Annotated in this window: 10 protein-coding genes; 4 read left to right on the top strand and 6 right to left on the bottom strand. The window is 38.6% G+C overall.

The features are described from left to right. Positions 1–3: 3 nt before the first annotated feature. Together nusB and ACYVHJ_RS15990 are read right to left on the bottom strand one after the other, a co-directional pair. Positions 4–1,188 (bottom strand): transcription antitermination factor NusB, encoded by a 1,185-nt coding sequence (gene nusB, locus ACYVHJ_RS15995; RefSeq protein ID WP_339903301.1) that lies wholly within the window; start codon positions 1,186–1,188, stop codon positions 4–6. A 147-nt stretch (positions 1,189–1,335) separates the two neighbouring features. Next, on the bottom strand, positions 1,336–2,436 hold the full coding sequence (locus ACYVHJ_RS15990) for a Glu/Leu/Phe/Val family dehydrogenase (RefSeq protein WP_460516575.1): 1,101 nt from the start codon (positions 2,434–2,436) through the stop codon (positions 1,336–1,338). Between the two features lie 144 nt (positions 2,437–2,580). Between ACYVHJ_RS15990 and ACYVHJ_RS15985 the strand changes: the two genes are divergently transcribed. Continuing rightward, a complete protein-coding gene (locus ACYVHJ_RS15985) occupies positions 2,581–4,374 on the top strand; it encodes an ABC transporter ATP-binding protein (protein ID WP_460516572.1) in 1,794 nt (597 codons plus the stop codon). 18 nt (positions 4,375–4,392) lie between these two features. Here the strand turns inward: ACYVHJ_RS15985 and ACYVHJ_RS15980 are convergent, their stop codons facing one another. After that, positions 4,393–5,139, bottom strand: coding sequence for a hypothetical protein (locus ACYVHJ_RS15980; protein WP_460516569.1), 747 nt, complete (start codon positions 5,137–5,139; stop codon positions 4,393–4,395). Between the two features lie 158 nt (positions 5,140–5,297). Here ACYVHJ_RS15980 and ACYVHJ_RS15975 point away from each other — a divergent pair, with 158 nt between their 5' ends. Continuing rightward, positions 5,298–7,169 carry a DUF4838 domain-containing protein gene (locus ACYVHJ_RS15975; RefSeq protein ID WP_460516566.1) on the top strand — a complete coding sequence of 624 codons (1,872 nt, stop codon included), beginning with the start codon at positions 5,298–5,300 and terminating at the stop codon, positions 7,167–7,169. A 425-nt stretch (positions 7,170–7,594) separates the two neighbouring features. Here the strand turns inward: ACYVHJ_RS15975 and ACYVHJ_RS15970 are convergent, their stop codons facing one another. The 3 genes from ACYVHJ_RS15970 to ACYVHJ_RS15960 all read right to left on the bottom strand — a co-directional run bounded on the left by ACYVHJ_RS15970 (position 7,595) and on the right by ACYVHJ_RS15960 (position 10,377). Further along, positions 7,595–7,948: a four helix bundle protein gene (locus ACYVHJ_RS15970; RefSeq protein WP_460516563.1), complete on the bottom strand. Its 354-nt coding sequence runs from the start codon at positions 7,946–7,948 to the stop codon at positions 7,595–7,597. 345 nt (positions 7,949–8,293) lie between these two features. Next, positions 8,294–9,352, bottom strand: a complete 1,059-nt coding sequence (locus ACYVHJ_RS15965; protein ID WP_460516560.1) for an aminotransferase class I/II-fold pyridoxal phosphate-dependent enzyme — start codon at positions 9,350–9,352, stop codon at positions 8,294–8,296. A 14-nt stretch (positions 9,353–9,366) separates the two neighbouring features. Further along, positions 9,367–10,377: a dipeptide epimerase gene (locus ACYVHJ_RS15960; RefSeq protein ID WP_460516557.1), complete on the bottom strand. Its 1,011-nt coding sequence runs from the start codon at positions 10,375–10,377 to the stop codon at positions 9,367–9,369. Between the two features lie 108 nt (positions 10,378–10,485). Between ACYVHJ_RS15960 and ACYVHJ_RS15955 the strand changes: the two genes are divergently transcribed. Both ACYVHJ_RS15955 and ACYVHJ_RS15950 read left to right on the top strand, forming a co-directional pair. Continuing rightward, positions 10,486–11,958: a M14 family metallopeptidase gene (locus ACYVHJ_RS15955; protein WP_460516554.1), complete on the top strand. Its 1,473-nt coding sequence runs from the start codon at positions 10,486–10,488 to the stop codon at positions 11,956–11,958. Between the two features lie 153 nt (positions 11,959–12,111). Continuing rightward, positions 12,112–12,828 carry a class I SAM-dependent methyltransferase gene (locus tag ACYVHJ_RS15950; RefSeq protein ID WP_460516551.1) on the top strand — a complete coding sequence of 239 codons (717 nt, stop codon included), beginning with the start codon at positions 12,112–12,114 and terminating at the stop codon, positions 12,826–12,828. Positions 12,829–12,900 lie beyond the last annotated feature (72 nt).

Genomic DNA, 12,900 nt, shown 5'->3' with positions numbered 1-12,900 from the left:
ATATTATTTATTATCTATGAGACCTCTACCACTCTTACGTATTTTTCCGCTTTCGGTTAATTCTTTTGATAAAGTATCCAAAAGTCCATTTACAAACTGTTTACTTTTAGGAGTACTATAGGTTTTAGAAATATCTATGTACTCATTAATGGATACCTTAGTCGGGATACTTGAGAAATTCACCATTTCTGATAAAGCCATTATTAGTATTACTCTATCTGTTAAAGCAATTCGCTCTACATCCCAGTTTTTGGTTGTAGTGGCAATTAACTCACTGTACTCCTTCTCTGAAGCTACCGTGAGGTTAAATATTTCTTGAAAGAATTCTTTATCTTCTTCCCAGTTTAATGCCAATTCAGGAAGAATTTCCTCGGACTCATCCTCAGTGCCCGTAATGGTCTTCAATACTTTGGAAGACAAACTTCTCACAATGGATTTGTTTTCAGTCCAATTCAAGTCCTTGTCCTGAAAGAAGCTTAATATTGCCTCTTTTTTAAAAATAATCTTTTTTAGTATAGTCAGTAAAATCTCTTTGTCATCCTCGATGCTTGGATTTTCTATGGTCATGTATTTTTGGTAGTCTTCATGCGGCTTCACCAGTTCTCTATACCATTCCTTGATCTCCAACTCCAATTCCTCGATATCTACTTCAAATCTAAGACATTCCTTCTTGAATGAATGATTTTGCTCGATTATTCCCAATACTTTATTGGAACCAAGATTGTAGGCAGAATCTTGCTGAACTACAGGTTGCTCTTCAAATTTTCTCTTTTTGACCTTCTCTTTCCTAACATGTTCCCCAAAACCGACCAACATGCTAATGGCAAATAAATACAATGCAGGAATATTTTCTACAGCTGCCAACATATTGGTTCTCAAGAACTCTTGATCTTTTTTGTTGCTCTTATTATAAAAGCTAATGGCTTTCACTGCTGTTTCTTTTACCTTTTCATTGTCACTCTTGTCCAATGATAATTGAACCTTATCTATGTTTTTGGTAAAAACTTCAATACATCGGCCAGCTTCCTTTTTAAGCAAAGCCCTGTCTTGAACTTCCATAGAATTAAGGTCGGGCAAAAAAGCTTCTTTTATGAAGTCTTGTGCCAAATTTGCATTGGAATGCTTACACTGTTGAAAAGCATATAACGTCTGAAATGCTTTTACTCTGAGGATTCTCCTATTTAACATTAACTGAAATTAAAGAACGTGATAAGTGTTTATTGACAGGAAGGACAGAAGCATCCATTCCTCGCCAAAACTAATTTTCCTGCAAATTAGTAAATGTACCTGCAAAGGACAAATATTTGATCTTTCATGCAGTAAAAAAGAATGTGCTTACCATGACATTTTTAATTGCCCGATATCCTGTATTCTTTTTACTGCTTTTTGAAGAGCTGCCTCATGCGGAGAAATTCCTCTGGAAGTAGCAAGATTGAATACCTCTAAACTGGTTCCATATATCTTTTCTGCTTTTTCCAAGGCCAAGGCCTTTGAGTAATTGCCTCGATACTCTTGGTAAACATTCATCAATCCACCGGCATTGATCAGAAAATCCGGTGCATAGAGTATACCGTGATCCAAAAGCATTTGCCCGTGTCTTTGCTCATTTTCCAACTGATTATTGGCTGCGCCTGCCACTATATCGCAGGTGAATTGGGGGATGCTTGTATCATTCAGTTGACCTCCCATGGCACAAGGGGCAAATATGTCCATAGGGATTTCATGAATAGCAGCGGCTTTCACCACTTTTGCCTTGGTTGTAGCTGCCACCTTTGCCGCCTTTTCTGTGTTGATATCGGCGACCATCAAAACTGCATTTTCTTTACTCAGATGTTCCGCCAAATGCTTGCCTACTTGACCGGCACCTTGGATTAATATTTTTTTACCTTCAAGAGAATCATTCCCATAGGCTTGTTTGGCGGCAGCCTTCATTCCGAGGTAGGTGCCATAGGCAGTGACAGGAGATGGGTCGCCTCCGCCACCTTTACTTTCAGGCAAGCCCGTCACATGTTTTGTTTCCATGGCAATGTATTCCATGTCTGCCGTGTGGGTGTTCATATCTTCTGCAGTGGTATAGCGACCACCTAAACTTTCAATAAATCGGCCAAATCGCCTCAAATAAGCTTCCGATTTCTGGGAGGGATCTCCTATTAAAACTGCTTTTCCTCCGCCTATATTTAATCCGGAAATGGATGCCTTAAAGGTCATTCCCCGAGAAAGCCTTAATACATCTTTTATCGCATCTGCTTCATTGGTATAATGCCACATTCTGGTTCCGCCCAAAGATGGACCTAGTACTGTGTTGTGAATGGCTATTAGGGCCTTGAGTCCGGTTGGCTTGTCATAGCATATGACCAACTGCTCATGCTCCATTTCCTCTATCTGAGCATAGATTTCATTTATCTTGGGTTTTTCCTCTGTTTTGGTAGCCTCCATTGAACTTTGATGTTTATAATATGTTATATTTGAGTTCAGTTAAAAAACAAGTGTGTACAAAATTTTATGTATTTCACCTGCCTTTCATTTGCAATATAACATAATATTGTAAAAGATATTGTGGTTTAAAAAGTCTTTTATTTTGTGAAGCCCCTTTGGAGATTAAATAAGTATCTATTCAAATACAAGCTATACCTCTTATTAGGTATCGTATTTACATTTATTTCAAACTTTTTTGTAATAATTCCTGCGAGATTAGTGGGGATTGCCATCGATTACGTGGTGGAAAGCTTTAGCTATTATCAGTTATATGATGAGGGGGGAGTTGTACGAGAGCTGGCAAGGTCTGAGTTTTTAACGTACATTTTTATTTTCGGTATCCTTATTTTGGCCATGGCGCTTCTTCGAGGCCTATTCCTTTTTTTGATCCGCCAAACCATCATAGCGATGTCTCGGTTGATAGAATATGATATGAAGAATGAGATTTATGCCCATTATCAATCTCTACCCCTAAGTTTTTTTAGACAAAATAGCACGGGGGATTTGATGGCAAGAATCACAGAAGATGTTTCAAAAGTGCGCATGTATCTAGGCCCCGCCTTGATGTATGGGATCAATTTGATTGTGTTGTTTCCCATGGTAATTGGTTATATGCTCACAGTTAATGTACCACTGACCCTCTATTCCCTTTTGCCATTGCCAGTATTGTCAATCAGTATTTATTTGGTCAATAATATGATCAATAAGCGTTCGGAAAAGATTCAACGGAGCATGTCTGGGTTGAGCACTTTTGTACAGGAAGCTTTTTCTGGCATTCGGGTGATTAAATCATTTGTGAGGGAAAAGGATAGTGCCAATCAATTCCAAAAAGCCAGTGAAGATTATAAAACCAAATCCATTTCCCTCACCAAAGTTCAATCTCTTTTCTTTCCGTTAATCATGGCATTGATAGGGCTGAGTACCATAATAACCGTGTATGTTGGAGGGATTCAAGTAATTGAAGGGGCTATAGGTTATGGCGTAATAGCAGAGTTTATTCTATATGTCAATATGTTGACTTGGCCCGTGACCTCTCTGGGTTGGGTAACAAGTATCGTGCAAAGGGCAGCCGCTTCCCAGACAAGAATCAATGAATTTCTTGATGAGAAAAATGATGTTTTAAGTACCGAGAATTTAGTAAAGGATGTAGAAGGACATATAAAAGTAGAAAAGCTCACATTTGTTTATCCGGATTCGGGCATTAAAGCATTAAATCATATAAGTTTTGAGATTAAGGCTGGAAAATCATTGGCCATTATAGGGACAACAGGCTCAGGAAAATCCACCGTGGCCAATCTCCTGATGCGCTTGTATGATGCAGATGAAGGAGAAATTCTTTTAGATGGCTTGAATATTAAGCGCTATGATATTGCTTGCTTGAGAGAACAAATAGGTTATGTGCCTCAGGATGTGTTTTTATTTAGTGACTCTATATCTAACAATATTGGTTTTGGTCTGGGCAAATCACTAGATATGGAGCAAATCGAACAGGCGGCAAAAGATGCGGATGTTTATGAAAATATCATCGAGTTCCCTCAAGGCTTCGATACACGACTTGGCGAGAGAGGCATCACTTTGTCGGGTGGGCAGAAACAAAGGGTTTCTATTGCCAGAGCCATTGTGAAATCCCCTAAAATATTATTGCTGGATGATTGCCTTTCTGCGGTTGACACCAAAACAGAAAACGCTATTTTAAATGCTTTGGAAAAGATAATGAAAAATAGAACTTCCATTATCATTTCCCATCGGGTGTCCTCAGCAAAGCTTGCCGATCAAATTCTGGTGTTGGATGATGGTGAGATTGTAGAACAAGGAAAACATGTAGATTTAATGGCTGCCAAAGGGACCTATGCTGCCTTGTATGAAAAACAAACCCAACAAGCCGGTGAAGTTGAATGAAAGGATTTTTCAATAAGATTATAACTGAATAATCAAACCTGCCACTGCAAACTGGACCAAAGTGAAATTGTAGACTTCATCTACATCTGCTCCCCCTTCCAAATATCGGTAGCCGGCTTTTAAGGCCAAATGATCTGTGATAGGGAGTTTGGTCCCTAAGAATAAATCGAAAGCCCTTCCCGGGCCTCCTGCAAGACCATCCCCTTCAAAATAAATTAGGTGGTCATTACCCAAGTCATAGGCAGTATATAGGTGCAAAAGTGGAACAAAACCCAAATCATCCTTTTTATCCTCCAGCCCTTGTTCGTTGGCCAAGCGGACCTGAGCATCCCTGATCTTGGCGGTGAAGCCTACTCCTACAAGCCAGTTTCCTGAAGAGATAATGTCTCGGCGATAAGTCAGTCTATAACTGTTGAATTTGTAATAGCCATCCAAAGCTTCCCCTTGGGTGAAAACACTGGATTGAAAGTTGATGTCTTTGTTTGCTGTGCCATTGTAATTTATTCCTAGCGGGGCATACAATGCATAAATATGGTTTTTCTCTTTAAAGGTATACCCAAGCCTTACCCGGAAAGGAATAACCGGCCCTTCAGCCTCAAAATCATCTTCAAAACTAAACAAAGTCCCTGCAGCATTGGGGATGCGCACATCATTATAACCCGGAAAAGCCAGCCCTGTTTCCGCGTCAATCGTAATTTGAGCTTTAAGCGGAATAGCAATAAAAATTAGGAGGGAAACAAGTGGAATCAATATCGGTTTGTACATGAATTATGTGCTTTTAGGTTTAACTTAACAAGTTAGAATCAAGTATTGTGCCTGTTCTTTTAGGTCTGCTTTTTATTTTTTTAAGTAAATCTCTCTTTTTTCCTTCCTCTGTTGTATATTTCATTGTATTCTTTTCTGTCAGTAGCCCCAAATTTCCTATGAAAACATTGATTGGACTCTTATTAGCAATTTCATTCTTCACCACCGGCTTGGCGCAAGAACTAACCTTGGTCAAAAACCGAAAATCTGATTTTACCATCATTATTCCAGTACAACCTACCCTAGAGGAAATTAAGGGAGCCAAGGTACTGCAACACTATTTGTTTGAAATTTCCGGCGCAAACTTACCGGTAAAGCGAGACTTGGGATTACCCGGTATGAATGAAATCCTGGTTGGTAAAGTTAGTCGGGCAGAAACTGCTCTTTTGCCCTATGACAAAATGGGGAAGGATGGAATTTATATCGGAAACAATGGCCAGCAGTTGGTACTGACCGGAGGACCAAAAAAAGGGGTGGAATATGCAGTTTATACTTTTCTGGAAAAATACCTGGGCTGTAAAAAATACACCTCAAACTTTGAAGTTATCCCTCAACAAAAAACCATTAAACTTCCCCCAATAGCAGATCTCCAAGTTCCAGATTTCTCCTTTAGGGAAGTTTTTTATCAGGATGCCTATGAGCCTAAGTTTATGGCTTGGCACAAGTTGCATTCCCATACCAAGCGGGGGGAGGATCCTGCAGAATGGGGCCACTGGGTGCATACTTTTCATAACTTTCTTAATCCGGAAGAATATGGCGATAGTCACCCGGAATATTTTAGCTATTATGATGGTAAAAGACATCCCGGTTTGGTACCGTCTTGGGATGGTAAAAGTGTGCAACCCGAATCTCAACTCTGTCTCACCAATCCGGAGGTTCTAGAGATTGTCTGCAAAAACCTTCAAAAAGCCATAGACGAGAAACCCGATGCGCTTTATTGGTCTGTGAGTCAAAACGACAATGTCAATTATTGTCAATGCGAACATTGTGCTGCATTAGATGCCAAGTATGCAGCGTATGCGCCGGAGGAAAAAATGTATGCCACCCATGGTGGCGAATATCCCGCCCTTGGGATGGGATCCATGTTGACCTTTGTCAATAAAGTTGCAGAACGCTTCCCTGACAAAATCATCTCTACCTTGGCTTACCAATATACCAGGGTGCCACCAAAGGATATTGTTCCCAGAGAAAATGTCAACATCATGTTGTGTAGCATAGAGAGCACAAGGAATGAGCCTATGGAATCAGGGGATCCGGATTTCAGCAATGACTTGAAAGGCTGGGGTAAGCTTACAGACAATATCTTGGTTTGGGATTATAATATTCAATTTGCCAATTTGTTGGCTCCATTCCCAAACCTCAGGACTTTACAACCCAATATTTCTTTTCTAAGGGATAATAATGTGAGTGCAGTATTTGCTCAGGGTAATATTCAGTCCGGTGGTGAAGCTGCTGAGATAAGGGCTTACCTTTTGGCCAAATTACTGTGGGATCCTGATTTGGACGTCGACAAGGAAATGGAAGGTTTCTGGAAAGCTTATTATGGAAAAGCAGCACCTTATCTAAAAAAATATAGCGATCTACTTCATGCCAACAATCAGGGATATACAGGAAGAAAAATGTCTATTTTCGGTAGCCCAAAGCAAGAAACAGATAGCTTTCTTAGCCCGGAATTATTATCAAAGTACAACCTGCTTTTCGACAAAGCGGAAAAGGCGGTATGGAGAAATCCGGAGCAACTAAGGCGTGTTACGTCTGCCCGGTTACCGGTGACCTATGCTATGCTGGAAATTATAAAGGAAAATGAAGCGGCAAATTGGGAAACCTACCGGGATGGAGAGCAGGGAAAATTTAGGCTTCCTGAGGAGGTAAGCAATTTGCTTTACGATCTTTATTTTCAATGCTTGGATACTGAGGTGAGTAGACTCTCTGAATGGCACACCACCCCCAAGGAATATTTAGAGAAGTATAACCTAGTGGAAAATCTATAATTATTAATAATCTAATTATAAATTGTTAATGTAAATACTCGATATCGATAATAACAAGATTGTGTCCTTTACGCTAGCTATCCCTTTAATTAACCATTAACTATTAACAATTATTAATTCTTTAATTATAAATTATTAATGAAAATAACCAATATCGGTAATAACGAAATGGGTTCCTTTACGAAGTCAAATCATTAATAATTAACCATTAACAACTATTAACCATTAATAAAAACCCCCGATATAGAGAATAATAAAATGGTCTCCTTTACGCTATCCTTTTAATTAACAATTAACCATTAACAAATATTAATTCTTAAATTATAAATTATTAATGAAAATAACCAATATCGGTAATAACAAAATGGGTTCCTTTACGATATCCCTAATTAACAATTAACCATTACCAAATTAATCATTAATTATCAACCATTATTTTTCGTTGTTTTTAATATACTGGTAATTAATTTAATTAGTTCTATTGCATCAGTATAAATGATAATATATTGTTCTTCACTCAGATAATTGGTTTCTTTTAGGAGGTCGATCCAATAGATGGTTTCATTTATTTCTTTTTGGGCAATAGCTAGTTTATGTATAAAATCTTTTCTGGACTCAGCATGTTCGCTTTCTCGAATCATAGCACCCACACTTGTGCCACTTCTTAAAAGCTGTTTTGAAAGAATAAACTCTTTCCTTTGCTCACATAAAAATTGATAAATCCTAACTGTTTTGACAGCGAATGTAAAACTCTTGGATTTAACAATGTTCTCTTTCATTCTAGTTTAAACATTAACAATTATTAATTCTTTAATTATAAATTGTTAATGAAAACACCCAATATCGGTAATAACGAAATGGGTTCCTTTACGAAGTCAAATCATTAACAATTAACCATTAACAACTATTAACCATTAATAAAAACCCCCGATATAGAGAATAACAAAATGGCCTCCTTTACGCTATCCTTTTAATTAACAATTAACCATTACCAAATTAACAATTATAAATTCTTAAATAATAAATTATTAATGAAAACACCCAATATCGGTAATAACAAAATGGTCTCCTTTACGCTATCCTTTTAATTAACAATTAACCATTATCAAATTAACAATTATTAATTAATCATCAACCATTTCCTCAACCGCTTTTACCAGGGTTTGCAAATCAGTGGGCAGATGCCAGGCGGACAATATAATTCTATTTATTGGTGGGCTGTCCGGAGAAGGATAAGGAAAGGAAGAGACTATAAACCCTTTTTGGTGTAATTTATCCACCCAAGATGTAGATTCAAAAGAAATAACAGGATATTGAGGCACCATCTTAAAACCTTCTACCTTAGCTATGGCGGAGTACATATAGCTCATGTGTTTGCGCAGGATTTTCTGTTGTTGAAAATAAATATCCTGGCCTTCAATAAATGTATTCAGGAAGGCGGGAGCAGGGGGAGAGGAAGTGCGGAAAACTGCATTTTCTCTTACTTTTTGTAGTAGGGATTGATTGCCTAAGATAATTCCTGCAGGTAAGGCAAGCGCTTTTCCGAGTGAACCGCAAATCATTAACTCAACCGGTAGGTTTTTCCATAATGCAAAAGTGCCGTAAATACCTTTACCAAGCAGCCCAAATGCATGGCTGTCATCTATCAGTAAAAAGTATTTATTGCTGGGAGAAAGCAATTTTGTCCATGCAAAATCATGGATTTCAGGAATTAGTGGATTGACAGCATTGGAAAGGAGAAGAATTTTTTGCCCTATTAATTCATGGGATTTGGCGATGCATTTTTGTTGCCATTCTTGATGGGACAGTCCTATTGGCGATGAGATTCCACTACTGATGGCCGGATGGGTGTCTGGTGCCGTCCAAGTGAGATCTACCATGGGATTTAAAGTGTTATAGGCAAGTTGACCGGCCATAAAGCCACTGCTGAGAAGGGCCGCAGCCTCAGCTTCTGCTTCCGCAGCAAAATGTGCTTCAAAGGTCTCATATACCGGCAACTGTACATTGCTATTTCGGCTAGAGCCATGATTTGGTCCATGCTTTAATATACTATCAACGAGTAGTTGTCTTAATTTCGGATGGCTTCCCATGCCCAGATAAGAAGTGCCACAGAAGTGAAGATAGCCTTTCCCTTCAGAATAAATTTTTCTGTCCGGAAGCTCAGTAAAATAGGAGTAGCTCATAGCAAATTGCTGGTTTACAATAGTAAGGCACCTGTACCGTTTCTGTTGGGAAATGTTACATGGTCATCAAAAATTTTAACTCCATCCGCGATATCTTCCGACAAAAGCATGGCTCCATCCATGTCAACATAGTCAAGTAAGGGGGCAATATGAGCGATGGCAGATATTCCAACTGAGGACTCTGTCATACAACCTACCATTGTTTTCATACCCAGAGTCTTCGCCTCCTTAAGCATTCTAAGCCCGGGTGTAATACCTCCAGCCTTGACCAATTTAACATTGATTCCATGAAAAAATCCATAACATTTTGCCACATCAGCTTCGGTAATACAGCTTTCATCTGCTATGACCGGTAAAGCACTCTCTTGGTAAACTTTTTTCATACCTTCAAAGTCATCTTTAGCAAGGGGTTGCTCCATAAATTCAACATTTAAATCAGCAAGTTCATGGGAATAAGCAATTGCCTGTTCGGCATTCCAAGCACAGTTGGCATCAATTCTAAAAGCTGAGTCTGTGTGTTTTCGAAGCTCCTTAATTATTTCCATGTCATGCTCAGTGCCCAATTTAATCTTATATAGGGGCCATTGCTGCTCCTTCATTTTTTCTATCATTTTGCTGACAGGAGCAATACCAATGGTAAAGTTGGTTATGGGTATATTTTGTGGGGCAAGATCAAGCAATTCATACAGTTTTTGACCTTGCTGTTTTGCATACAAGTCCCAAGCGGCCATGTCCAGCGCACATTGTGCAAATGGATTGCCTTCAAAGAAGGGTTTGACGATTTTCCATAACTCTTCCGGATGGATGGCATCTATTGTGGAAAGTTTAGCTTTAGTTTCTTCCAAACATGCCTGCATATTCTTCAGAGATATTCCGTAAAAAGGATTGGTTGTAGATTCCCCCAGCCCATATTTATCTCCGGAGCTTAACCTAACAATTAAGGTGTCTTGTACATCCCTGCTTTGGTGAGCAATGGTAAAAGTATGCTTGAGAGGTAATTTAAAAGGAAGAATTTCTAGTTTCATATATTGGTAGCGGTTTAAATATTTTTCACCTTGGCTGTTTGTTTAACCAGAACTTGAAATTAATTAAAATTCACCATATTTACATGGTAACCAATTTTCTGTAAAGCAATGAAATCGTCCTTAGGAATTCCAGTGATTTTTATATTTCTCTCTGTTGGCCTTTACTGTTGCCAAGAAAAAGAAGGAAAGCCATCAGCTATTAATCCTGAAATTCTGGAAAGTGCTTTTGCGAAATACAAAGAACCGTCAATTGATAACAGACGCTTTGGCTATCAGCATATTGCCCCTCTGATTTCAAATAGAAATGCGCAGTTTGAAACAAAAGTGGTAGGTAAATCTATAGAAGGCAGACCCATACATTCACTTAGCTTTGGTGAAGGAGCGCGCAAAGTCTTGCTTTGGTCCCAGATGCATGGCAATGAAAGTACAGCAACGATGGCCCTGTTTGATCTTTTCAATTTTCTCGAAGGTTCAGGAGAAGATGGGTTTGAATCTATACGGCAGGCAATTCGAGAAAATTTGCGTCTACGGTTTATTCCCATGTTGAATCCCGATGGAGCAGAAAGATTTAAAAGAAGAAATGCACAGCAAATTGATATCAACAGGGATGCCGTTAGACAAAGCAGCCCTGAAGGCATCATTCTGAAAAAGGCAAGGGATGAATTTAGTCCCGATTTTGGCTTTAATCTGCACGATCAGAACAGGTATTATAATGTGGAGGGGAGTTCTCTTCCGGCCACCATTAGTTTTCTAGCTCCAGCTTATAATAAAGCAAGAGAAGTGAATGCTGTGAGAAGTAAGGCCATGAAGGTGATTGTTGGAATGAACCGCTTGTTGCAGCAACTTATTCCGGGGCAGGTAGGTAAATATGACGATAGTTTTGAACCCAGGGCTTTTGGTGACAATATCCAGAAGTGGGGGACGAGCACTATATTGATTGAATCTGGAGCTTATCCCGGGGATCCCGAAAAGCAATTTATTCGTCAGTTAAATTTTATGATTTTATTGGATGCCTTGTATGGTATTGCCACAGAAAATTACCTTAAATACACAGAGGAACAGTACATAGCGATTCCTGAAAATGATTCCAAGCTGATGGACTTGTTGATTAGAAATGTAGAAACTGTGGCCGGTGATAATAGTTATCGTACCGATATAGGAATTAAAAGTAGTGAGCGATTCCTTGATAGCCTAATTCTAATGAAAGGTAATATTGTGGATTGGGGAGATTTATCGGTTTATCATGGATACAAAGAAATTGATGCAAGTGGTATGGTTTTGGAGAAAGGAAAAATTTGGAAAGAGGAAATTCCTATGGAAAAGTTGACTCAAGGGAAGGCCATGGATCTACTTTCAGAAGGTTATTTAGCTGTTGCAACTAATAAAGCCAACCAAGGGCAAGTCCACCAATTGCCCATTGTGGTGTTTACGGAAGGAAATGAGCCAAACTTTACTACTACTTTAGATGAACCTCCATTGTTTTATCTGACCGAGGAAGGAGAGCGAAAGATTGCCATAGTAAATGGTCAAGTTGTAATGTTGGAAGAAGAAGATTTTTCTTTTTGGCAATTGATTCGATAAAAAGTTGTAAGATTTAAAATGTTCATATACAGGTATATATGGGGTCTTGTTTTCCTTTTGGATTTGTAGAATGTTGAAAAAATGTTGTTATTGTAGCTTTTAATGGCTAAAATCAAGAATGTTTAGTTTAAATAAACCCCTAAAAAATAGACCATGCAACACAAGTCTAGTGTAAAGGAAATTAAAGAAAGATTTGATCAAGATGTAGAACGTTTTTCCAATTTAGACACAGGCCAACAAGCGACAATGGATGCTCCATTGTGTATGAATTTGATAGCACATGCGACCAAAGTTTCAAACCCAAAAGCCAAAAATTTATTGGATATTGGCTGTGGTGCCGGAAACCTAAGTCTAAAGATTTTGGAAAATTTCCCCCAGATTAATAGTGATTTGCTGGATTTAAGTAAGCCCATGCTAACCAAAGCCAAAGACAGGGTGACATGGGCAACAACAGGACAGGTAAATACCATCCAAGGAGACCTACGGCACGCAAAGTTAGAAGAAGGGAAATATGATATAATTGTGGCTGCTGCAGTGCTGCACCACCTTAGAGAAGAAAAGGATTGGGAAAAAACCTTTAAAAAGATTTTTAGCCTGCTGGCACCCGGTGGTACATTTTGGATATCAGATTTGGTGCACCATGATGTTCCTGAAATTCAGGAAATGATGTGGTATTGGTATGGTAGCTATTTGGAAAAGCTCAAAGGACCTGAATACCGAAAAGATGTATTTGCGTATATAGAAAAAGAAGACAGCCCAAGATCTTTGCTTTTTCAACTTAATCTCATGGAAAAAGTAGGGTTTACCGGCATAGAGGTGCTCCATAAAAATTGTTGCTTTGCAGCTTTTGGTGCTAAGAAACCTGAATAAAATAGTTTTTTTTAAGAAAAGACCCTCTTTAGGGCTGTTGAATAATATAAAGAAAAACGAAATCATCATGTA

It is taken from the genome of Cyclobacterium sediminis, from assembly GCF_054781075.1.
The sequence above is the reverse complement of the archived record's forward strand: the minus strand, read 5'-3'. Positions and strand labels throughout refer to the sequence as shown.